The 23,020-nt window shown below is 43.1% G+C and carries 25 protein-coding genes and 1 pseudogene; 8 read left to right on the top strand and 18 right to left on the bottom strand.

Annotated elements, in window-relative coordinates; translation table 11 throughout:
* Positions 1-135: 135 nt before the first annotated feature.
* From hemW to L5M11_RS01385, 7 genes are all read right to left on the bottom strand, one after another.
* The gene (gene hemW / locus L5M11_RS01415) at positions 136-1,302 is read right to left on the bottom strand and encodes a radical SAM family heme chaperone HemW (RefSeq protein ID WP_263191133.1); all 1,167 of its coding nucleotides are present in this window, start codon (positions 1,300-1,302) and stop codon (positions 136-138) included.
* Positions 1,302-1,919, bottom strand: a complete 618-nt coding sequence (gene rdgB / locus L5M11_RS01410; RefSeq protein ID WP_131523655.1) for an RdgB/HAM1 family non-canonical purine NTP pyrophosphatase — start codon at positions 1,917-1,919, stop codon at positions 1,302-1,304. Before rdgB ends, hemW begins: the two co-directional genes overlap by 1 nt.
* A 122-nt stretch (positions 1,920-2,041) precedes the next feature.
* Positions 2,042-2,476 (bottom strand): DUF4426 domain-containing protein, encoded by a 435-nt coding sequence (locus L5M11_RS01405; protein ID WP_113939419.1) that lies wholly within the window; start codon positions 2,474-2,476, stop codon positions 2,042-2,044.
* A 135-nt stretch (positions 2,477-2,611) separates the two neighbouring features.
* The gene (yggU, locus tag L5M11_RS01400) at positions 2,612-2,917 is read right to left on the bottom strand and encodes a DUF167 family protein YggU (RefSeq protein WP_219233939.1); all 306 of its coding nucleotides are present in this window, start codon (positions 2,915-2,917) and stop codon (positions 2,612-2,614) included.
* Positions 2,917-3,465 (bottom strand): YggT family protein, encoded by a 549-nt coding sequence (locus L5M11_RS01395; RefSeq protein WP_105251874.1) that lies wholly within the window; start codon positions 3,463-3,465, stop codon positions 2,917-2,919. Before L5M11_RS01395 ends, yggU begins: the two co-directional genes overlap by 1 nt.
* 46 nt (positions 3,466-3,511) lie before the next feature.
* Positions 3,512-4,330 carry a pyrroline-5-carboxylate reductase gene (gene proC / locus L5M11_RS01390; RefSeq protein WP_219253474.1) on the bottom strand — a complete coding sequence of 273 codons (819 nt, stop codon included), beginning with the start codon at positions 4,328-4,330 and terminating at the stop codon, positions 3,512-3,514.
* Positions 4,331-4,545: 215 nt separating this feature from the next.
* The gene (locus L5M11_RS01385; protein ID WP_263162141.1) at positions 4,546-5,244 is read right to left on the bottom strand and encodes a YggS family pyridoxal phosphate-dependent enzyme; all 699 of its coding nucleotides are present in this window, start codon (positions 5,242-5,244) and stop codon (positions 4,546-4,548) included.
* A 35-nt stretch (positions 5,245-5,279) separates the two neighbouring features.
* On the opposite strand from L5M11_RS01385, the gene L5M11_RS01380 reads away from it, so the two are divergent.
* The 4 genes from L5M11_RS01380 (at position 5,280) to hemH (ending at position 9,211) form a co-directional block, all read left to right on the top strand.
* The gene (locus tag L5M11_RS01380; protein WP_006082517.1) at positions 5,280-6,317 is read left to right on the top strand and encodes a type IV pilus twitching motility protein PilT; all 1,038 of its coding nucleotides are present in this window, start codon (positions 5,280-5,282) and stop codon (positions 6,315-6,317) included.
* A gap of 9 nt (positions 6,318-6,326) precedes the next feature.
* Positions 6,327-7,439, top strand: a complete 1,113-nt coding sequence (locus L5M11_RS01375) for a PilT/PilU family type 4a pilus ATPase (RefSeq protein ID WP_028761282.1) — start codon at positions 6,327-6,329, stop codon at positions 7,437-7,439.
* A 186-nt stretch (positions 7,440-7,625) separates the two neighbouring features.
* Entirely contained in the window at positions 7,626-8,165 is a 540-nt protein-coding gene (locus L5M11_RS01370; RefSeq protein WP_113939420.1) for a glutathione peroxidase, read from the top strand.
* 32 nt (positions 8,166-8,197) lie between these two features.
* Complete coding sequence (gene hemH, locus L5M11_RS01365) at positions 8,198-9,211, top strand: ferrochelatase (protein ID WP_012587170.1); 1,014 nt, start codon at positions 8,198-8,200, stop codon at positions 9,209-9,211.
* Between the two features lie 85 nt (positions 9,212-9,296).
* On the opposite strand, the gene ruvX is transcribed toward hemH, so the two are convergent.
* The 4 genes from ruvX to L5M11_RS01345 all read right to left on the bottom strand — a co-directional run bounded on the left by ruvX (position 9,297) and on the right by L5M11_RS01345 (position 11,206).
* On the bottom strand, positions 9,297-9,722 hold the full coding sequence (gene ruvX, locus L5M11_RS01360) for a Holliday junction resolvase RuvX (protein ID WP_006082513.1): 426 nt from the start codon (positions 9,720-9,722) through the stop codon (positions 9,297-9,299).
* A gap of 29 nt (positions 9,723-9,751) precedes the next feature.
* The gene (locus L5M11_RS01355; protein ID WP_006082512.1) at positions 9,752-10,315 is read right to left on the bottom strand and encodes a YqgE/AlgH family protein; all 564 of its coding nucleotides are present in this window, start codon (positions 10,313-10,315) and stop codon (positions 9,752-9,754) included.
* 66 nt (positions 10,316-10,381) lie between these two features.
* Complete coding sequence (gene yciH, locus L5M11_RS01350; protein ID WP_131523659.1) at positions 10,382-10,711, bottom strand: stress response translation initiation inhibitor YciH; 330 nt, start codon at positions 10,709-10,711, stop codon at positions 10,382-10,384.
* 177 nt (positions 10,712-10,888) lie between these two features.
* On the bottom strand, positions 10,889-11,206 hold the full coding sequence (locus tag L5M11_RS01345; RefSeq protein ID WP_105253083.1) for a hypothetical protein: 318 nt from the start codon (positions 11,204-11,206) through the stop codon (positions 10,889-10,891).
* 179 nt (positions 11,207-11,385) lie between these two features.
* Here L5M11_RS01345 and L5M11_RS01340 point away from each other — a divergent pair, with 179 nt between their 5' ends.
* Entirely contained in the window at positions 11,386-11,946 is a 561-nt protein-coding gene (locus tag L5M11_RS01340) for a DUF4136 domain-containing protein (protein WP_028761276.1), read from the top strand.
* Positions 11,947-12,306: 360 nt separating this feature from the next.
* Positions 12,307-12,948, top strand: a complete 642-nt coding sequence (locus tag L5M11_RS01335) for a trimeric intracellular cation channel family protein (protein WP_028761275.1) — start codon at positions 12,307-12,309, stop codon at positions 12,946-12,948.
* A gap of 75 nt (positions 12,949-13,023) precedes the next feature.
* Here the strand turns inward: L5M11_RS01335 and tpx are convergent, their stop codons facing one another.
* The 3 genes from tpx to L5M11_RS01320 form a co-directional block, all read right to left on the bottom strand.
* On the bottom strand, positions 13,024-13,617 hold the full coding sequence (gene tpx / locus L5M11_RS01330) for a thiol peroxidase (protein ID WP_131523660.1): 594 nt from the start codon (positions 13,615-13,617) through the stop codon (positions 13,024-13,026).
* Between the two features lie 123 nt (positions 13,618-13,740).
* Complete coding sequence (locus tag L5M11_RS01325; protein WP_028761273.1) at positions 13,741-14,568, bottom strand: mechanosensitive ion channel family protein; 828 nt, start codon at positions 14,566-14,568, stop codon at positions 13,741-13,743.
* A gap of 32 nt (positions 14,569-14,600) precedes the next feature.
* A complete protein-coding gene (locus tag L5M11_RS01320) occupies positions 14,601-15,191 on the bottom strand; it encodes an OmpA family protein (protein WP_131523661.1) in 591 nt (196 codons plus the stop codon).
* A 343-nt stretch (positions 15,192-15,534) separates the two neighbouring features.
* Between L5M11_RS01320 and ltaE the strand changes: the two genes are divergently transcribed.
* Positions 15,535-16,548 (top strand): low-specificity L-threonine aldolase, encoded by a 1,014-nt coding sequence (gene ltaE / locus L5M11_RS01315; protein ID WP_263177620.1) that lies wholly within the window; start codon positions 15,535-15,537, stop codon positions 16,546-16,548.
* Between the two features lie 194 nt (positions 16,549-16,742).
* A complete protein-coding gene (locus L5M11_RS01310; protein WP_263191130.1) occupies positions 16,743-18,218 on the top strand; it encodes an HDOD domain-containing protein in 1,476 nt (491 codons plus the stop codon).
* 97 nt (positions 18,219-18,315) lie between these two features.
* Here L5M11_RS01310 and L5M11_RS01305 read toward each other — a convergent pair whose 3' ends face one another.
* The 4 genes and pseudogenes from L5M11_RS01305 to L5M11_RS01290 form a co-directional block, all read right to left on the bottom strand.
* Positions 18,316-18,864: a nuclear transport factor 2 family protein gene (locus L5M11_RS01305; RefSeq protein ID WP_263191128.1), complete on the bottom strand. Its 549-nt coding sequence runs from the start codon at positions 18,862-18,864 to the stop codon at positions 18,316-18,318.
* Positions 18,865-18,888: 24 nt separating this feature from the next.
* Positions 18,889-19,713, bottom strand: a complete 825-nt coding sequence (locus L5M11_RS01300; protein WP_263177622.1) for a zinc-dependent peptidase — start codon at positions 19,711-19,713, stop codon at positions 18,889-18,891.
* A gap of 109 nt (positions 19,714-19,822) precedes the next feature.
* The gene (locus tag L5M11_RS01295; protein WP_263191127.1) at positions 19,823-21,562 is read right to left on the bottom strand and encodes a GGDEF domain-containing protein; all 1,740 of its coding nucleotides are present in this window, start codon (positions 21,560-21,562) and stop codon (positions 19,823-19,825) included.
* Positions 21,549-22,953: pseudogene (locus tag L5M11_RS01290) on the bottom strand (ABC transporter substrate-binding protein). Before L5M11_RS01290 ends, L5M11_RS01295 begins: the two are co-directional and overlap by 14 nt.
* Positions 22,954-23,020 lie beyond the last annotated feature (67 nt).

Raw genomic sequence — 23,020 nt, 5'->3', positions numbered from 1 at the left:
TGATTTGCATCAATACTAAAGAAGCGGAACAAGAATGTATGGATATTAGTGTTAGAAAATGTGTTAGCAGTAATAGTATTAAACTGCACTATTGAAAGCTAACACATTATTTATAGAGCTATTTTAACGGCAGGCTTAGCAGAATTGTGTCAGTAAATCATTAACAAACATATGACCTTTACTGGTTAATTGCCAATGTTCAGCGGATTCTGTGAGTAAACCGCGTTGTTTGGCTTTTTCCATTCCTTCGGTCAATGTGTCTCTGTGTTGTCCTGTGCGCAGTTCAAATTCTTGCTTAGGAATAGGTGTCATCAGACGCAGGCGATTCATTAAATATTCGAGCGCGCGGTCTTCCTCTGCAACTTCAATCGATTCGAAGGTGTAGTTGTGTGCACTCAGATATCCCTTGGGATGTTTAATTTTTACCGTGCGTATGATGCGGTTTTCTTCTGGCAACGTCACTTTGCCGTGGGCGCCACAGCCTATGCCTAGATAATCACCAAACTGCCAGTAGTTGAGATTGTGCCTACATTGGTAACCAGGTTTTGCGTAGGCAGATATTTCGTATTGCTCATACCCTAATGCGGCCAACTTTTGTTGACCTTGCTCATAGATATGCCAGAGTGCTTCGTCATCGGGCAGCTGTGGCGGTTTTGAGTGGAATAGGGTGTTGGGCTCAATCGTTAACTGGTACCAAGATAGGTGTGGCGGGTTAAGCGCCGCAGCCGTGTCGATATCGGCCATAGCTTCAGCAAAGCTTTGATTGGGCAATCCATGCATTAAATCGAGGTTAAAACTCAAGTATCCCGCTTGGCTGGCTTTTTGAGCGGCGACTTGTGCCTCGTTTTGATCGTGAATACGTCCGAGTAAGTTGAGTTTATCCTTAGAAAAGCTTTGCACCCCGATAGATAAACGAGTGACGCCCGCTGCACGATAGGCACTAAAGTCATCGTGCTCTAAAGTACCAGGATTGGCTTCCATAGTGATTTCGATATTGTCACTAAAGGGAATTAGCGCATTGGCACCATCGAGTATGCGTTTGATTTGTTTAGCATCGAATAAGGATGGCGTGCCGCCACCGATAAAGATGGTATGGATCTGCCGCCCTTGGGCGAGATGTAAATCTTGGCGTAAGTCTTCCAATAGCGCATCAACATAAGCCTCTTGTGGCAGTTCGCCATTTTGGCCATGGGAATTAAAGTCACAATAGGGACACTTTTGTACGCACCAGGGAATATGGATATACAGACTGAGTGGTGGCAGTTCGAGCTTTATCGCAGTAGTCACGGCAGTTGACGACATTATTGTGCATTCCCGCCTGTTAATACGCCTTGGGCTTGCATGGCGGCGATGAGTTGCACTAGAGCTTTACCACGATGACTTAAGGCATTTTTCTCGTTGCTGCTCAGCTCTGCCGCGCTACATTGATAATTTTCAGGGATAAAAATCGGATCGTAACCATGGCCATTAGCGCCGCGTTGGCTAAAGTCGATTTGGCCTTCCCATGAGGCTTGGCAAATAATCGGGGTAGGGTCTTTCGCATGGCGCATATATACCAGTACGCATTGGAATCTTGCCCCGCGAGGTGCTGGCTGGTCTTTTAACGTCTCAAGTAGTTTCAATACGTTGTCTTGATCTTTGGCATTTTCGCCCGCGTAACGCGCTGAATAAATACCTGGAGCGCCTTGGAGTAAATCCACTTCTAAACCCGAATCATCGGCAATGGCCGCAAGTCCGGTGATTTCGGCGGCATGCCTTGCTTTGATAATGGCATTCTCTACAAAAGTGGTACCCGTTTCTGCTACTTCGCTGACATTAAACTGGCTCTGCGGCAGTACAGTGACACCGTAGCTTGCGAGCATTTGATCAAATTCGGCAAGTTTGCCTTTATTACCGCTGGCGAGGACGATTTGTTGCATGGAATACCTATCATAAATGGGGCGACGTGCGTTGGCACTATGATACCCAAGCTCAATAGTAAAGGACAGGGAAAGGGGTTGGCGCTACAGGAAAGCAACGCCAACAAAGGTATAAAATAGGTTTATTCAACGTAGAATTTTTGCTTGAACTGTAAGTTCGTGTTCAGTTGATTGCCATATTTAATTGCGATATTGAAGTTGATTTCCTGATCATCGCGGTAGGGCACTTCGGCAATGTAATAAATCGCATCACCTTCGCGGATCTCTTTAAACGTTAGATTGATTCGCGCATCTAACAAATTATTAGCAACTCCAGTAATTTCAACGGGGACTGCGGGCTTATTTGCTTCGCTAATATCTAATACGGCAATATTGATGATGCCAGTGTAGCTACTGCGCTTAATGCCATAGGATTTGGCTATGCTAGGCGTTAAAAATGTACTGCCAAGTGCCATGTAATGAATATCAAAATTGCCGACAGTTTCTTTTTGCTCGGCATTTGCAACACCGCAAAGGCTGGCCGTGAGGGCTAATACAGCGAGAAGATTACGGAACATGATGGGATACCTCATATTAGAGAATGTTGGATTATAGGGCCGCCGTGACTATTTTTTCCAATAAATTAATAGTATTCAAAGGATTAATTCGTTTTCAGTTGTACGATTTTTTAACTGAGTGATCTTTCAACTGAATTACCTTTCACTATCTTGCCCCATCAGTTCAGTAATGACACTTGGGATGATCTTAGGGTCAATAATGCGGATTTGTTTATGTCGGCCAAGTTCACCTTTTATTATGTGAATGTCGCTCTTTGGCACTTTAAAAGCTTTTGCTAAGTACTTGCTTAAATGGGCATTCGCTTTGCCATCTATGGGGGGCGCAGTGATGGCTACTTTTAGCTCATCACCGTGCAATCCTACAATTTGATCGCGGCTGGCCTTAGGCTGAATGTAGAGATTGAGCAGCAAGTCACCCTGCTGCAAAGTCACTGCACTCATTAGATCACTGCCCAATAAGGGATATATTGAGCAAGTAACATATTGAGGAAATTCATACCAATAATGACCAGCATTACGGATAAATCTAAACCACCAATTGGCGGTATGATACGACGTATTGGTGCTAATACGGGTTCAGTTAACTGACCCATAATCATTACAATGGGATTATAGCCTTGGTTAAACCAGCTTAAGATTGCGCGTATTAATAGCATCCAAAACAGCAGTACCCCTGCTTTTTTGACCACAGATACAACGGCAAACAGCAAAAATAACAGTATGTCTATACCACCGCCCGCAATGAGGCTAATTAGTAGCAGCTTGGCTATCACAACCAATAATGCGAGGACGAAAGATGCGGTATCAAATCGCCCTAAGGAAGGCAAAATACGGCGCATTGGTGCGATGAGCGGGTGAGTTGCTTTAACAATAAATTGGCTAAAAGGATTGTAAAAATCAGCCCTTGCCAGTTGTAACCAAATCCGCAAAATCACCACCATCAAATAGAGATCGAATAGAGTGGTGATTAAAAAGGTAAATGCATTCATCGAGATTTCTACCTATTAAAGTTCGATATAAAAACGTGTTAGTTGATCAAAATGTTTTAGCCATTTCCTCTGCACGATTAATACAGTTCTCCATGGCTTTTTTTACTAAGCCGCGCATATCCGCAGCTTCAAATGTCGCCAGCGCCTGTGCGGTGGTGCCGCCCTTTGAAGTAACATTCTCTCTTAAATTACCTAAGGTCAGTTGTGGGTTTTGCTTTGCCATCATAGCAGCGCCAAGCGCAGCTTGCTGCACTAAACTTCTGGCTTTTGTTTCATCCATTCCCATTTCTTTGCCTGCATCTATCATAGACTCCATTAGCAAAAAGAAATAAGCCGGTGAACTGCCCGATAGTGCAATCACTTGATCTAAATCTGACTCTTCATTTACCCACACAATTTCGCCGCCGCTTGACATCAAACGATCGCAAATGGCTTTCTGCTCGGTAGTAATGCTTTGAGGCGCATAGAGGCCAGTCATACCAACACTAATTTGCATCGGCGTATTTGGCATGGCGCGGATAAGCTTGATGTCTTGTGCCAGATAGTCGGTATATCGCTTTGCTTTAATGCCCGCAGCGATAGTGATGACTAACTTATTCGACAGCTCGACTGTCTGTAATGCTTCACAAACTTGTTGCATCAATTGTGGTTTTACCGAAAGTACTATGACATCGGCAGCTTGCGCCGCGGCTAAATTATCTTGAGAAACCAAAATCCCAAAATCGGCTTTTAGTGCATCGAGTTTACCTTGGCTGGGATTAGTCGCTTGGATGAGTTGAGCTGGATAGCCGCTATTGACTAAGCCACTGATGATGCTGCGCGTCATATTGCCGGCACCGATAAAGCAGATTTTCTGTTGATCCATTTGATTCTCTTCAGTGTGTTAACCGTTGACTTGTAACATCTTCACCTTAAATTAAGATGATAAAACGGTTAGTCATTTGAATGACTGAGCCTGATTATCGACTCTCGCTAATTGCTCTTAAATCGTTAATGTTCGGTGTTCTTTAATACAGTATTTGGGCATAAAGTGCTAAAAACAAGGTTAAACTGACCTCTAACTAAATGCCTAACGTGATTTTACACAGCGTAATTGCGCTCACCAAAAATGGCACTGCCAATACGCACCATAGTTGAACCACAGCTAATCGCTGTATCTAAGTCATTGCTCATCCCCATTGAAAGCGTATCTACAGCGGGATAATACGATTTAAGTTCTTGAAATAGATTGTTTAACATGGAAAACTCTTTAAGCTGTAACTCTATATCTGCGGTAGCCGTTGGAATTGCCATTAGGCCCCTCAGTGCTAAGTTAGGTAGCTGAGCTATCAGTTCGGCCAGTGGAAGCATTTGAGCCGCATCTATGCCAGATTTTGTGTCTTCAGCACTGATATTAATTTGAATACAGACGTTTAATGGCGCCAATTCGGCCGGACGTTGCTCATTGAGACGTAGGGCAATTTTGTCGCGGGAGAGGGTATGCATCCAATCGAAATGCTGGGCGACTATGCTGGTTTTATTGGATTGGAGTGGGCCGATAAAATGCCATTCTATGTCCGGGAAATCCCCCTTGAGCGCAGTAATTTTTTCAGCGCCTTCTTGGACATAGTTTTCGCCAAAGCAACGCTGACCCGCTTGGTAGGCTGCTATAATGTCTTCAATAGGTTTAGTCTTGCTGACGGCAAGTAAGCGAATACTGCTGGGGTGGCGGGCACATTTTTGCGCTGCTTGTGTGATCCTGCGCTGGGCGATTGCGAGTCTGTCTGCTATTGTTGTCATGATGTAATTATCTAGTTGCAAGGATATCCCAAACGATGGAAATCACTGAGTTATTGGCATTTAGTGTAAAACACAAAGCCTCGGATCTACACCTTTCTGCAGGGATATCTCCCATGATCCGTGTTGACGGTGAAGTGAGAAAAATTAACCTGCCCGCGCTCGATCATCAAGGTGTACACAGCTTAGTGTACGACATAATGAATGATAAGCAGCGCAAGGACTACGAAGAACATTTAGAAATCGATTTCTCGTTCGAAGTCCCTAATCTTGCACGCTTTCGTGTTAACGCATTCAATCAATCCCGTGGTGCAGCGGCTGTGTTTCGTACCATTCCAAGTGACATTTTGTCACTTGAGCAATTGGGTGCGCCGGAAATTTTTAAAAAAATTGCCAGTTTCCCTCGCGGATTGGTGCTAGTGACTGGACCTACGGGGTCGGGTAAGAGTACCACACTTGCCGCTATGGTGGATTACGTGAATGAAAATCGACATGATCATATCTTAACCATTGAAGATCCTATCGAATTCGTTCATCAAAATAAGCAATGTTTGATTAACCAACGTGAAGTTCATCGCCATACCCACAGCTTTAATGCGGCGCTTAGAAGCGCACTGCGTGAAGACCCAGACGTGATTTTAGTCGGTGAGATGCGTGACCTTGAGACCATTCGTTTGGCGATGACCGCCGCTGAAACAGGCCACTTAGTGTTTGGTACCTTGCATACTACTTCTGCCGCGAAAACGATTGACCGTGTGGTCGACGTATTCCCCGCCGGTGAAAAAGACATGGTGCGCACTATGTTGTCTGAATCGCTGCAAGCGGTTATTTCGCAAACTCTGATTAAAAAGGTGGGAGGAGGCCGTGTCGCCGCCCATGAAATCATGATGGGCACGCCCGCTATCCGCAATTTAATTCGTGAAGACAAAGTGGCGCAGATGTATTCGGCAATTCAAACAGGTATGGCCCATGGAATGCAGACCTTAGAGCAATGTTTACAGAACTTAGTCAATCGCGGTCTTATCACCCGTGAAGATGCAATGGCGAAGAGTTCGAATAAACAAGCGACATTTTAAGGATTTATGATGGATGTTCGTCCGTTTTTAAAAGTGATAGTGGAACGCAAAGCCTCCGACTTGTTCATCACAGCGGGTTTTCCGCCGAGTGCCAAGATTGACGGTGAATTGCGTCCCTTGGCAGAAAGTGCGTTTACACCAGCACAATCACTGGATTTTGTTGAGTCGTTAATGACAGAGGCGCAGAAGCAAGAGTTTCATTCCACTCGTGAGTGTAACTTCGCTTTTGCGGCAAAGGATTTAGGTCGTTTTCGGGTGAGCGCTTTTTGGCAGCGTGAATCGCCTGGCTGCGTGATGCGCCGTATTGAGACTAAAATCCCTGATGTCGATGATTTAAAATTGCCGCCTATTCTAAAAGATCTGGTGATGAGTAAACGTGGTCTCATCATTATGGTAGGCGGAACGGGAACGGGTAAGTCAACGTCCTTGGCGGCCTTGGTGGGTTATCGCAATGGTCATGCCCGTGGGCATATTTTGACTATTGAAGATCCGGTTGAATTCGTTCACGACCACAGAAAAAGCATAATCACTCAGCGTGAAGTGGGTATAGATACTGAGTCTTTTGATGCGGCGCTAAAAAGCTCCCTTCGCCAAGCTCCCGATGTGATCTTGATTGGTGAAATTCGTACCCAAGAGACGATGGAGTTTGCGCTGTCATTTGCAGAAACGGGTCACCTTTGTATGGCAACCTTGCATGCCAACAACGCCAACCAAGCGTTAGACCGGATTATGCATCTCGTGCCTGAGAGTAAGCATCAACAGTTATTGTTCGATTTATCATTGAATTTACGCGGTATTGTGGCGCAGCAATTGATACCGAAAGTCGATGGCACAGGGCGTCGCGCCGCGATTGAAGTATTGATAAACACCCCAAGGGTGGCGAGTTTAATTGCGAAGAACGAGCTGCATTTGCTCAAAGAAACCATGGCAAAATCCAACGAGCAGGGCATGCAGACGTTCGATCAGGCCTTGCTGAAACTTTATGTCGATGGCGAAATTAGTTACGCCGATGCGCTGCACCATGCTGATTCACCAAACGATTTACGTTTGATGATTAAATTGCAGAATAAAGAATCCACGGGCTCAGGTTTTATGGAAGGTGTCACCTTAGACATGGACTAGCGCGATAGTCCGGTTCTGGGTTAGGCAGCTCTTTATGGGCTGCTTTTTGTTTGTGTATTAGATTTTCGTTCAGCTCAATCGGTTCTACTTCATCGCTATGTTGCCATTATCCATAGCTTTTATTTTTTAATTCAATATGATCTTTACCTAGTGCGTTTGCGTAATGTACTGGTAAAGGAGAAAGCAATGAAAAAATTACCCATGATATTCGCTATGACAGCGAGCTTGACGAGTGTTGGCGTTATGGCGGCCACTTGTCCCGAGTATCTGAACCTTGAAGTACGAAAATTACATTCTGAAGAGACGGTTAATCTGTGTGAATTGACTCAGGGAAAACCAGTGTTGATTGTTAACACGGCCAGTAACTGTGGTTACACCCCGCAGTTTAAAGCGCTTGAAACATTGCATGAAAACTACAAAGATAAAGGCTTAGTGGTCATTGGTTTCCCATCGGATGATTTTTTCCAAGAAGAAAATGATGAGAAAGATACGGCTAAGGTGTGTTACATCAATTACGGTGTCACTTTCACTATGCTGTCGACTTCGGCTGTGCGTGGCAGTGACGCCAATAGCGTATTTAAATACTTAGCCGAAAAAACCGGTGCGCCTAAGTGGAATTTTTACAAGTATGTCGTTAGCGGCGATGGCGCAGTTGTGCAACAGTTCAATTCTAAAGTGAAGCCAGATAGCGAAGAGCTTAAGCAAGCAATAGAATCTGTACTTTAATTTTATAAGTATTTATTAATTAAGAGGCTGTTTTGGCTAAATTTTCAGGCTTATCCAAAGAAGTTGGACACGGACAGCGCGGCAAAGTGGGCGTGCTGTTATTAAATTTAGGTACGCCAGATGCGCCCACAGCATCGGCTGTTAGGCGTTATCTAGCTGAGTTCTTAGCGGATCCCCGCGTAGTCGAAATTCCTAAATTAGTGTGGATGATGATTTTACACGGGATCATTTTGCGGGTACGCCCAGCAAAATCAGCGGCGTTATACCAGAAGGTATGGACAGCGGCCGGCTCACCGTTAATGGACATTAGTTTGCGTCAAACGGCGAAGTTAGCGGATAAACTTAACGCCGATAACCATGATGTTTCTGTCCATTTAGCAATGCGTTATGGCAGTCCATCGGTCGCCAGTACCTTGCAAACTATGCATCAAAATGGCATTGATAAAATCGTGGTGTTACCACTGTATCCCCAATATGCTGCGCCCACTACGGGTTCTGCTTTTGATGCGATTGCGGCTGAGTTGTCCAAGTGGCGCTATATTCCATCGTTGCATTTTATTAATACTTATCATGATAATGCTGATTTTATTAATGCTTTAGCCAATTCGATCACGGCTGATTTTGAAGCAAATGGTAAACCGCAAAAATTGGTGTTGTCTTACCATGGTATGCCTGAGCGCAATTTGCATTTAGGCGATCCGTATTATTGCTTCTGCATGAAAACGACTCGACTGGTTACCGAAAAGCTTGGGTTAGGTAAAGATGAGTTTGTGATGACATTCCAATCGCGTTTTGGTAAAGCTAAATGGCTACAACCTTATACCGATGCGACTTTGAAAGCGTTGCCGCAACAAGGTGTGCGCGATATTGCTATCGTTTGCCCAGCTTTTAGCGCCGATTGTTTAGAAACGCTGGAAGAAATTGTTGGTGAGAATGGTCATCTCTTTGCCGAGGCGGGTGGTGAGAAGTTCCGTTACATTGCTGCACTAAACGATGATGATGCGCACATTACTATGATGGCCAACTTAGTGAAGCCACATTTTTGATCCGGTAATTTATCGGGTTAAACATAAAACTGAAAAGGATAAGGCAACTTATCCTTTTCTTTATATATGGTTTTTTATTGTGGCATTACTTGCTGAAGTTATTTTCGAAGTAGCTTTCAATAATCAGTACGGCAGACACAGCATCGACTTGGCCTTTGGTGAGCGCCTTGAATCCGCCTAACTCGAATAATCTTGCCTTAGCATCGGTAGTGGTTAATCGCTCATCTTGAGTGGCTATTTTGACTTTGAACTTAGCATTGATACGGTTCGCAAATTTACGCGCCCTGTGGGTCATATCTTGCTCAGTGCCATCCATGTTTAAGGGCAGACCAACAACCACTAGGTCGGGTTGCCACTCTTTGATTAAATCGCCTATCTGATCCCAGTTGGGGATCCCATCGACGGCTTTGATTGACAATAATGGCGTGGCGCTAGCGGTGATTTCTTGGCCTATAGCCACACCAATACTTTTAGTGCCAAAATCAAAGCCTAATACGGTTTTCGAATTCATAGTGTGCTGACTTATATTAAGAAATAGGCTTAAGCGTGACCCGCTTGAGCTGAAACCTGCCAAGCATCAAATCCAAGAGCTCGGCTGGCCTGTGGCCAACGGTCTTCGTGTTTAATGTCAAACAAGAGTGCATTGGTTGCTGGAATCGTTAGCCAAGAATTATCGGCAAGCTCTTGTTCGAGCTGATCTTTGCTCCATCCAGCATATCCTAAGGCGACGAGGAATTTCTCTGGCGATCTGTTGCTTCCTATCGCGGTTAACACATCGCGTGAGGTAGTTAGCATTAAACCACAACCCAGATCTGTGCTATTGGCCCAATAGGGCTGAGAGGTATGCAGTACAAAACCACGATCTTGGGAAACGGGTCCGCCCATCATGACATTGGCATTGAATGCTAAATCGGTGGAGACTTGCTCAGCTGGCAAATCCATTTGTTCTAATAGCGAATTAACTTCGATACCGAGTGGTTTATTGATCACCAGTCCCATGGCGCCTTTGGCATCATGTTCACAGATATAGATGACTGAGCGTTCAAAAAACGTATCGTGCAGTGAAGGCATGGCAATTAAGAAATGGTTCTGCAAACTCTCCATTAAACTACTCCGTTCGATGTGGCTAAGTTGATCTAGCATGCTGCTATATTGCTAAGTCGGGCGAGATTAACCGCCAGCTAATTTAACTTTGTAGTTCTGCTTCTCAAGCAATAGCTTTAATTGCTCGCGGTTATCGGTTTGGACCTCAATAGTGAAATCTTTAACCGTGCCACCACAACCACATTGTTTTTTAAGGGTTTGAGCCATTGCTTTTAACGCGGTTTCATCGAGACCTAGGCCTGAGATAATCGAAACGCCTTTGCCTTTGCGGCCCTTACTGTCTCTATGGATCCTGACTATGCCATCGGATTCCGGAATCGCTTTAGTGGCGGGCTCTGCATTTATACGGCCTTTGTCGGTGCTGTACACTAAGGATACATTAGGATCTGCTTTCATTGGTTTCATTCATTGATATTAGAAGGTGACTTATACCGACTCAGTTTATCAAATTTGCAGAGGTTCTGGGAGGTAAAAAAAGACCACTTGAGGATTCTCCTTAAGTGGCCAATACAAAATGCTAACTCTTTGCAGGGAAGTAAGCATATTTTTGAAAAGTAAGCTTAAAGCTCAGGATTAATTCATTCGCATGAATACCATGGCTATCAGCGCCACAGCTGTGAGTAATGCACTGGGCATAATAAATTTATGTAACTTAGGTAATGCAATTAAGCAGGCTGTTGTAACAAAACCAAATGCGGCGACTGTGGCATAGTTAGTGCCATTAGCAATGGTATCAATAACCAACCAGCCAAGCACTAGGAGGGGTAATATCAGTAAACTGGTAGGCAAATGACGTTTAATTTTTGCGTTATTCGCCTCGAGAGAAATTTTTTCTGGTGCAAGGAAAAAAATGGCAGATGCAACCATAAACGCGCTAATAAACCAGTACATTTCAACACCCCTTTAAATCTTAATTGATAATCATTATCATCTTTGGCTTTGCTGAAGTCAAGCTGAATGAGATGCTGCTTTTTAATCAATTGAGTTGTAGATTAGGCTATTGCTCTGTAAGCTAAATTCATATCTCTGATACTTGTCTTTGTTCGGGTCGAACATCTGAGGAAATTAAGATGAAAAATATTTTTGTAGCATTAGCTGTGTTGGCACTCAGTGCCTGTAGTTCGATGAAGTCTGGTTGGGATTTTGACCCTAGCGCAAATTTTACCCAATATAAAACCTATGCTTGGGTTGCTCAGAAAACGGATTCTGCCGGATATCATCTAGATGGCTTGATGGATCAACGGGTCAGAGAAGCGGTGAATAGCCAGTTAGCGAGTAAGGGGATGACATTAGTTGATGCAAAAGATGCTGATGTACTTGTTAATTATCTGACCAAAGTTGATAAGAAGATTAATGTTGATACCTTCAATAGTAATTTTGGCTACAACCCATACTATGGTCCAGGATGGGGTTGGGGCGGCAATATGCAGACCCAAACCACAGTAAGAGAATATGAAGTCGGTACCCTGATTATTGATTTGGTTGATAATAAAACCACTAAACTGATCTGGCGTGGTTCTGTTGCCGATACCATTCGCGACAAAAATACCCCAGAAGAAAGAGTACAGATCATCAATCAAGCAGTGGGCAGTGTAATGGCAAATTATCCACCTAAGCCTGACACTAAATAGTTCTGATTCAGTTTGAATGAACATTAAGCGGCCTAAGGGCCGCTTTTTTGTGGTTGATTTTTATGCTTTTTGTCTACGGTATTAGAAGATCTGCAGTTATTTATCATCTGATTGGATTTACGTTATTAATACTTATTAAAAATTCTATTTTCATAGATGACAATGTGAAGGTGACATTTTTATAACTAACTATTTTGTATAATATTTATTCTATAACTTAATAAGGTTGTAGGAATCTGCATCAGATTATTAATAAGATGATGAATTAATTTTTCTAATGATGAATTCAAAATAAAATCATTATAGAACTGAGAGGTTATCAGGCAGAATCAATTCTTTGAGTTGTTGGTAGTAGCAAAGATGCATGAGACGCAGATTATTGGATTACTTTGGCTGATTGGGATTATTGCCGAGGCGATGACGGGCGCTCTGGCGGCTGGCCGCAAGCAGATGGATTTGTTTGGTGTGGTGATCATTGGCTGCGCAACGGCAATTGGTGGCGGTACACTAAGGGATATGATGCTCGGAAATTACCCCTTAATTTGGGTTGAGCATGTGCATTACCTTATTGCGATTGCATTCGCTTCTTTGCTCACTGTCGCTATCGCCCCTGTGATGCGTTATCTGTCTAAGTTATTTTTGGCTATTGATGCCTTAGGCTTAGCCGTATTCTCCATCGTGGGCGCACAAAAGACGTTAATGCTGGGATTTAGCCCAACAATTGCCGTAGTCATGGGATTGGTCACAGGTGTCTTTGGTGGCGTTATCCGCGATATTCTGTGTAACCAAGTGCCTTTGATTTTTAAGAAAGAACTCTATGCGGTGATTTCACTACTGACGGCAGGCTTGTATATCGTCTTAAAAGCCTATCAGTTAACGGAATGGATTAATCTGGTTATTTGTTTAAGCGTTGGTTTTAGCTTACGGATGTTGGCGCTGCGATATCATTGGTCTATGCCAACCTTTGACTACCAATCCAGTGGCGATCAGCATACACATTAAATCGTAAAACCAAATCGTAGAAATAGAACCGTTAAACAAAAGGGCAGCTAAGGCTGCCCTGTTTTTAGCGGTAAATTACTGCTGGGCTTGAAGGATTTTCAAGGCTTCAAGGGCAGCATCATAGTTAGGATGCTCTGTGATGTTTGGTACTAACTCTTGGTATTGGAGCTTGCCTTCTGCATCTATGATGAAAATGGCTCTAGCCAGCAAGCCGTAATCTTGAATTAACAAACCATACTTTTCACCAAAATCACGCCACACGCTATCTGATAGCACTTTGATTTTATCTACGTTTTCCACTTTACAGAAACGCTTTTGTGCGAAGGGTAAATCGGTACTGATCGTTAGCATGATGACATCATCGGAAAAATGGCCAACTTCGCTGTTGAAGCGCTTCGTCTGCAGTGCGCAAACACCTGTATCTAGGCTTGGCACGGCACTTATCAGTACAGTTTTACCCTTAAAATCACTTAGCATCACTGGCGTGAAATGCTCATCAACGACTTTAAACCCCGGTGCCATTTGCGACAATTTTGGTCTTTTCCCTTCTAAGGTAACTGTTTTTTCACCCATTAAAACCTGTGTTTTCTCACTGGCGATTGTACTGGGGCTCATCAGAACTAGGCTATAAATACAGCTTGCTGCTAAAAATGAAACATATTTTTGCATTGGATTCCCTCACACATGAATATCTGTGCCTTTGCTAATATCTGTCCATTAAGGTACGCTAAAATGATGCGTAGAACCATAAAAAAAGGTCGGTAATTACCGACCTTTTTTATCCACTAATTGTTATTTGCTTAGTGGCAATTCTTTGACATGGATATCCATTTGTGGAAATGGAATACCGATATCTGCAGCGTCTAATGCATTTTTTATTTGCTCAAGCAGTTGGAAACGTGCAGTCCAATAATCAGATGTTTTTACCCAAGGACGAACCACGAAATTGATTGAAGAGCTAGCCAATTCAGAAAGTCCAACTGTATATGCTGGATCTTTTAACACATACTGGTTGTTATCTAAAATATCGGTCAATACTTTTTTAGTGAGTGCGATATCAGCGGAATAAGATACACCAATCACTAAATCGATACGACGACTATCCATTGCTGAGTAGTTAGTGATAGTGCCATTCATGATAGATGAGTTTGGCGCTACGATAACTTTATTATCAGGAGTGCGAAGCTTGGTTGAGAATATGGTTATTTCATCAACAGTGCCGGCGATACCTGCAGCTTCAATATAGTCACCTACGCGGCAAGGGCGGAATAACACCATTAACACACCCGATGCAAAATTAGACAGAGAACCTTGTAGCGCTAAGCCTATTGCTAAACCTGCAGCACCGATAACTGCTACCAGTGATGCGGTTTGTACGCCAATTTGGCCTAACGTAGCAATAACCGCGAAAACAAATACCACTGCCCAAGCGAGGTTAGCGACAAATGAAACGACTGTCGGATCAACTTTACGGCTGTTAAGTAATTTACGAACAAGCTTCTGTGCTACGCCCGCAAAGTATTTACCAACAAAGAAGATGATAATGGCGAATAATGTTTTTAAGCCATAAGTCACGATCAGATCTGGTGCTTGCTTTAATAAACCTTCGAGGTTTTCCATTGAATAACTCCCTAAATATACGCTAACAAAAACTATTTATTATTGACGATAAATTCTACTCGTCGATTTAAACTGCGCCCTTCGCTAGAACGGTTGTCCGCTACAGGTTCAGATATACCTTTACCCATTACGGTAAAGCGATTTGGATTAAAGCCATAATCTTCAACCAAAATACGTTTTACATTTTGAGCCCGTTGAAGTGATAGTTGATAATTAAACTCTGGTGTACCAACGATATCTGTGTGGCCTACTAAGGTTAATTCAGCATCATTTATTTCTAAGAATGCTTTTACTAAGGCTAAAGTTTTCCATTGAGAAAAGTCAACCTCGGCAATGGCAAATTCAAAATACACCATAGCTGCAGAAATATTATGACAATCTGTGTTTAACTCAGCATTTGAATGACTCATATCGCAAACTGGTGATGCAGTCATTTCCACAGCGATTTCTTCCACACAACCATTAGCCATAACAGGTGTATTTGGCTCTGTGTTAGGACAGGCATCTTTGATATCTGGCACTCCATCTCGGTCAGTGTCAGACCAAGCAAATACCTGTGATGTTAGGCTTAAACTTAATAGCAAAAGCGCTAGCTGAATCCATCGAGATTGGGAGTTTTTCACTACAAATCACCTATTGAACGATAAGTATTAGTCAAAATTACTAAAGCGATCGCATTGTTGTAGCATGACCATCTTAGTGTGGCATTCTAACGAGTAAGACTCTTTTCGCCAAGCTAAACGCGTACAAGCGTCCATACATCGACAGATAGATATCGGCAAGATCTTGAGTATATTTATGTTTTTATTAGTAGATGTCAGTATGTCGATACTTGCTTCAAGCATGAGCGAGGTTCTACATCGGTAAATTTGTCGACAAGTATGACGATAAACTATACAAAATAAGCCTTTAGCGCTAGAGTCTTGAGCCCATTATGCGCCAACCAAACTTTAAGTTGAGGACAAGATGATAGATTTACGCAGTGATACTGTTACCCAGCCAACAGCAGCCATGCGGTTAGCCATGTCCAGAGCCGAAGTGGGTGATGATGTTTACGGTGATGACCCTACGGTAAATAGTTTGCAGGATATGGCTGCGGAGATGTTTGGCTTTGAAAGTGCATTATTTACCTGTTCGGGTACTCAAGCAAATTTATTGGCTTTGATGGCCCATTGTGATCGTGGAGATGAGTACCTGTGCGGTCAGCAGGCTCACAATTATAAGTTCGAGGGCGGCGGCGCCGCTGTCCTAGGCAGCATTCAACCTCAACCTTTAATGAATCAATTAGATGGCACTATTGCATTAGCTGACATTGAAGCCGCAATTAAGCCTGATGATATCCATTTTGCTCGTACTCGTTTGCTTAGTTTAGAGAATACGATTGGCGGTAAGGTTCTCCCGCAAAGCTATTTGGCGGACGTGCAGGCATTAGCCTTTAATCGCGGGTTAAAAATTCATTTAGATGGTGCGCGAGTTGCCAATGCTGCGGTGGCGCAGAATATCGCGATAAGTGATATCACGGCGCACTTTGATTCAGTGTCGATTTGTTTATCCAAAGGATTATGTGCGCCAGTCGGCTCATTACTCTTAGGTGATGAACGCTTGATTAAGAAAGCCATTCGTTGGCGTAAAATGCTTGGTGGTGGCATGCGTCAAGCTGGGATACTTGCCGCTGCGGGTAAGCTTGCTTTAACTGAGCAAGTACAACGGCTGAGTGAAGATCATGACAATGCGGCGTACTTAGCTCGGCAGTTGGCAGAATTCAGTGAGTTCGACGTCAATTTAGCCGCAGTACAAACAAATATGTTATTTGTTACATTAGCACCCCATATTGATGCGAACTTATTGGCTAAACACTGTCGAGCGGAAGGCATCCTGATAAGCCCAGGGCGTACACTTCGGCTTGTGACTCATAAAGATATCAGCCGTCAGGATATAGATAAAGTGTTGCGTGTTGTTAAGCAGTACCTCAAAGCCTAAGTGTGGATTGATTTCCTGTTTTACTGAAATGCCCGAGCTTTGTCTTGGGCATTTTTATCGGCAGATATTGCTTAATGTTGAATTATTAAGCAATTAATGAATGATTTGCTAAAACAAGCTTTAGACAACAGGCGAAATGTTTGCGTTTATCTATACTAAAAACAACAAGATTATATCGCTAAGGTAACTTTAGGTTGAAGCCTAATAACAATACTAATAAAGGGGTCGATTATTGGACAAATCGGATCAGTGAATTGGAAATGCCAGCACTGTGTTCGACTGTTAAATCGCTAGAAAAGCTCGCCAAGGATGACGTTTCCTCTCTCGCATTACTCGGGCGTAGCGTGATGCACGATAACGCCTTAACCTCTCGTATTCTTCGAGTTGCTAATAGCGCTATTTACCATAAAGGTAGTAGCCAAATCTCTACTGTCAGCCGAGCGGCTATAGTGCTTGGTTTTGATGCGGTGCGAAATATTTGTATCACAGCCAAGTTACTCTCAAGCTTGTTAGAGAGTAAAAATTTGGCACCTAACGTATATCAAAGATTAATAAAGTTGATGGCTAAAGCATTTCAAGCCGCCATGATTGCACGGATGATGTTGAGCCATTATGACGAAGAAATGCAGGAGGAAGCTTTTATAGCCTCTTTACTGTATCACATAGGTGAGAGTGCTTTTTGGAGTATTGGTGGTGAGTTCACCGAAGAGTTAGATCTAAAACTGCGTGAATGTGTAACGCCAGCAGAGGAACGAAGTATAACCCGCGAAGCCCTCGGCACTTCTTTTTCACTATTAACTCAAAGTATTGCCCGCAATTGGGGATTGGGAGAACTGTTGGTCCATGCAGTTAATAATCCTGAAGACCAAAGACCTGAAATTCGGTCTATTTTTATTGCGGATAAGCTCTGCGATATTTTATCTCAACCTAATCTTGATAAGCAGGAATTAGGGAAACGTATCACGCAAGCGGCGAGTTTTACTGGACTAGAAGAAAATGAGTTTATGGTGCGGATGCAACGCTGCGCGAATGCGACCCATAAGTTAGCTGAAGTATATGGTGCTAAGGTGTTGCTAGACTATCTACCTGATCCCAAGCGTATGGTCACAGCTAAACCTGTTCCACTTCCCATTCCGTTAGATATGCCTGTCTATCAAGTTAACTTGAATATTCAGTTAGCTAAGCTACGAGAACTTACAGGCTTCGCCATTAATAAAGCCGATTTTAACCAAATCATGCAAACGGTTCTCGAAGGTATACTTGAGGGCGTTGGTGTTGACCGGTGCGGCGTGCTGTTATTGTCGCCAAGCCGTAAACAACTTCAACCTAGAGTGATATTAGGTCGTGATGCAGATGCTATTAAGCAAGAGTTTATTATCGATTTGAGCGATAGGCGGGGATTATTTTACCAAGCGATGGAGCATAAGTTACCGCTTTGGGTAGATGATCCTAGCTCTAAGAAATGGCAAGAGCAGTGTAAAGAATTACAAGCGCGACATGTGTCACGTCAAGGCTTTTTATTGGCGCCATTATTAGTCGATAGTAAAGTGATCGGGTTTTATTACGCGGATAGGGGCCCTTCGGAAAGGGCATTTGAAGACGTGGATTTTCAAAGTTTCATCCACTTCTCCCAATTAGCTAATGTGTGTTTTACTGTGTCCCTGAGATAGTGGTATAACTTAAGTGATTGCTTTTTAAGTGATTTTATTTCAAGCTGTATTCTTTCGAAATTGCACTCTTTCAAACCGTATTTTTGGGAGTGCTGCGCTATTGTTTGTTTGCGGCTTTAATCTCGGCAGTTATTTGCTTAGCTACCTCATTAGGAATGGGGAAGCTTAAATGGTATTGCGCTATTTCCCAGTTGCCATTGGTTTTGATTAAAGTGCCAGTTCCTCGACTGACGCCATAGGCTGGACTATTTAATAACTCGTCAAACAATATGACATTGCCGTGTTGGATTAAATGACGCTCAGTTAAATCATAGCGCCAACCTTTTGTGGGGCGCGAGTAACGTTCAAATTCCGCCATTCCCCAACGCTCACTCGCATCCGTGCCAATAAAAATGCCGTCTTTTCGGTACAGGGCAAAGTATTTATCCCAATTGGCATCGCTTGAATATTGGTTGAGTAAATCTAATACGTGACCCGCCGCTTGTTGATCAGGATTCGAAGTCGTTTGAGCGCTTTGTGTTGGCGAGTCCTGCGCCTGTACGCTTACATTAAGGCCGCCAAGCATTAACGCACTGAGCAGTAACCCCGAGGTAGCGCGATTAATATTGGAACCTTTAGCTGAGAATGCATGAGTGTCTTTGAGCATTTTACGTGCCTCTACTTTTATGGGTTAATGCCAGTTTATCGGATCGAGTTGATAAAAGCGGCTCAGTTCTCTATACAAGTCTGGGTGTTGTTGGTAAAAATCCTCTGGTTTCTCAAAAAAGACTTCGGTGATGACGGCAAAAAACTCAGCGGGATTAGTCGCTCCATAATAATTAAATAATGAGGGGGTGCCAAAATTTGCACTGTGTTGTAATTGGGTAAATTCCCTACTTAGCACTTCAGACCAAGTGCTGTAGTCGGCAAAATGCTGCAGAATGGGTGCGCCATTGGCTTGGCCATCTTCTTGATCGAGCTGATGGGCAAACTCATGGATTACGACATTATTACCATCATGGGGATCGGCGGCGCCGTCTAAAGTATTTCTCCATGAGAGCACAACTTTACCGTATTCCCATGATTCCCCTGCCAGCACATTGCGTTGTTCCCACACGATACCGCTAGTGTCTTTATGTTGATTATTGACGATAAAGGCATCGGGATAGACCAAAATCTGTTTCAGTTTGGGGTAAAAGTCGGTTTTACGATTGAGTAGCAGTAGACAGGCTTGGGCCGCGATAGTGACTCTTACTTCATCCGTGATCTCAAAATTATCGCAGCCGATAAAGACTTTTTCATCGATGAAAATTTGGATATGCCGTTTGAGTTGCAGTTGTAGATCTGCGGGTAGAGCATGGAAGTAAGGCAGTCTTTTTTTGAGAATGCTGCGCCATTCTTTTGGAAAAGGTTTCATCGTGACTCGTCGACGATGTAAGGTCCTGCGCCAACGACTCGACAGTAGCCAGGTAATTGCGCCAATTCCTAGGATAAGCGTGATAACAATAGCGAGCATACTTCCCTGACTTAATCCTGATTAACTTAGTATTAGCTAATGGGGGTGAAGTTAGCTTAACTCAATCCTCTGCTGAAAAAAGAAACTGAACAGTCGCCGCATTTTATGGTTAGGAATAGCGAACAGGTTGGTTTAGTCGTGTCTCTGTACGATTACGACCTGTTAGTTTGGCGTGATAGAGAGCCTCATCAGCTTGATTAATTAAGCTATTCGTATCCATAGGTTGTGATCGCTCCCAGCAAGTAATACCAGCGCTGATGGTCAGTATGCCGTCATGGGGGGAGTCTTCATGTGGTATTGTTAAACTGATGATTTTATTGCGTAATACTTCAGCAAAATGATATGCCTCCTCGAGATTGCTCGATGGTAGTACTATCATGAACTCCTCTCCGCCATAGCGGGCAAGCATGTAAGTGGGTTGTTTCAAGATCGATTTGGTGGCATTAACGATTTTCTTAAGACATTGATCGCCTGCGACATGACCATACCTGTCGTTAAATTGTTTAAAATTATCAATATCAAACAGAATTATACCTAGGGGCATGTTGTGGTCCCTTGCATACTCTAATTCTTTTTGGAGTTGTAAATCTAAATAGCGGCGATTATAGCAGCCAGTTAATCCGTCGGTTTCGGCCATGCCTTTAACCTGAGCTGCGTAGCTTTTTAATGTCTCTAAGGAGCTGACCATTTGCTGGAGCTCTAAGTTATCAGTGACAGGCATTCTGGCGTCGAGTTTTTCATTGGCAATGGCATTCATTGCATCTCGAGTCGCCATGACAGGCTTGATGATTCCCTTAGTGATAAAGTGCCAACTAGTGAGCCAGATGAAGAAGCAATATAAGATGCCACTGCAGAAAATTAATACGATAAATGCGGTGCTATCGTTTTTAAGTCCGCGGCCTGTTTGCTGAATTTCATTTTCAACTTGGTTAACGAGATCCTGCGTATAGGTCGCAACGATTTGTGCGGCATCAGCTTGGTATTCTAAATGCGCATTGGCGATATGAGTGCTTCTAATTGCTTTGCGAGAAAGTTCAAAGAGGTTGTCTTCACCGACCATGGTCTGTTTTATTTGTGATAACAAATTAAAATATAAGTTTTTATCGCCACCGATACTATCAAGCATAGCCTCCATGCTTAACAGCAGTCGCATAGCATCTCTTTGGGTTTGGTTTAGTTCAACTAGATTGTCGATGATATTCACTTGAGTTAACTGGGTAAATAAGTGTTCTCCTAGATGACTAAATAAAGATAGCTGCTGATTGGTATTGATATTTAAAGCAATCTGGTCAACGTTTCTCAGCTTAAGCTGACGTTCAGAGTCCGTATTAATACGCTGAAATTGGGTTTGCATTTCATCGCTAAATCCCGACGCCATTGACGTTAAGTTGGCTTGAATATTGGCTGCCTGTGAATTGGCTTGTAAGGCAGTATCGGTTAACGTGTTGAGTAATGGCAGTTGTTGTAAGTAATACAGTTGAGTATCTAAGGCGTGATTTAATTCTTGCTTATTGACAGTAGAAGTTTCTATTGAGGCCAGTAGTCGTGAGTCATTGATGAGTAATTCCCATTGTGCAGAAAGTTCGTCTAACAGGCTAGTTCTTTGTTTTTCATCATAATAATTATTCAATCGTGCAGTAATGATTTGTAGTTTTTCACTGTTTTTTGCCAGTTGCAGCGCAGTGGTGACTTTTACCACATCTACCCCGACTAAGTGTTCAATTTCTGATTTGAGTTGCTGTGACAGTAGTATGGCGACAACACCATTTAATAGCGCCATGCCCACTATGATATAGAAGGCTGAGGTTATTTTTTGTTTCAAACTTTTCAGTGGTTTAGTGCTTGGCATTATTTTCTTTGTCAATAGCAGGTACCTCTCCATAGGTATTTTGGAGGTGTTTTATCTCTGCACTTAATTTAATGAAAATATCTTCACTGTTAGCGGGTCTGCGGCTTGCGCTAAAACAGGCGTGGCTGAGTTCAGGGTAAATTTGTCCCATGGCAGTACTGGTGAAATGCCCAAAGGATAAGACCTTAGTAGACCAAAACATATTGGCTATGTGGCTTGCCTCAAATGCGCCTGCTATGCCTCTTAAAGATTCATCTTTAAATTCTGGGGCTGTTACTACATCCATACGACAGGGATTACCCCCCCCCATAGCATAGGCATGTTGTGCCTCATAGGTGCCCATATATTTGAGCAGCCAATAGGCAGCTTGAGGGTTTTTGCTGTCGTAGCTAACGGCAAAGGCATAAGCGCCATTGTAGGGATAACCGCCAGGCACTTGGCTTACGGCTAGACGCGCGCCGAGAATGTTCTGTTCAACTTTAAATGATTTATACCACAGATTATTGTAGGCAAAAGGCCACATTGCCGCTTGACCTGTCGCAATAGCATTAGCTGCTTCATTGAAAGCAAACTGCTCGTTAGCGGGAACGGCATAGGGCATTAATTCGCGATATTGCTTGGCTGCTTCAATGGCTTCATGGTTGATGGTGGGCACTGCAAAATGGGAGATCTGTTTCTGGCTGTTATAGACGGGCTGCATCCAAGTGCCACCTAAGCTCCAAATCATGCTAGAGAATTCATCGTTAATATGGGGTTTATCACCCGACATTAGCGCTAGACCGTAAAAGTCATGAGTCAGTATTTTTATCCGCCAATATAGTGCCTGCTTTACGAGTGAAGAACTGAGCTTGATCTCGTAACTCTGTTAAGGTTTTTGCTGGTGCGAGTGGATAGCCAAACTGACGCAGAAAGTGAGCTTTTTCAGTTTTATTATCAAAGAGATCTGCTCGATAATGATTTCCCATAACATAATTGTTATAGGGAATAGCATGGATTTCACCTTGATAGGACAAGATGTTAAGTAGCGATGGGTAATAGGGTTCTAGGTATTTCTCCATGGCCTTTTCGCCATCGGGATCGTAAAGTTTAGCGAGTTCAATTAAGGGCACTGTATAACCATTGGCAGCCCATTCTTTAGCCCAGCCCGCTTCCATTGTAAGTAAATCGTATTTGCCTGAACCTTGAAGTAAATTCTGGGTCTGTAAGTTAAACATATCCTCTAATTCAGTACTGACCACTTGCACTTTTACGCCGGTTTTTGCGGTGAATTTAGGCAACATTTCTTGGGTTAAATAGTCGGTCCAAAATCCTTTTTCAGCGACCAAAGTGATAGGTGTTTTGTTTGTTAGCGGCGGGATTTGTGCCAATGAAAATTCTGCGTAACAGGGCATCATTATCGCAGCGGTTAAACAAAGAAAAATAAATCTGATCCGGTTTAACAAAAATAACACCTTAATG

This window comes from Shewanella sp. SM87 (genome assembly GCF_025653705.1).
In the GTDB taxonomy this organism is placed as follows: domain Bacteria; phylum Pseudomonadota; class Gammaproteobacteria; order Enterobacterales; family Shewanellaceae; genus Shewanella; species Shewanella oncorhynchi.
The sequence above is the reverse complement of the archived record's forward strand: the minus strand, read 5'-3'. Positions and strand labels throughout refer to the sequence as shown.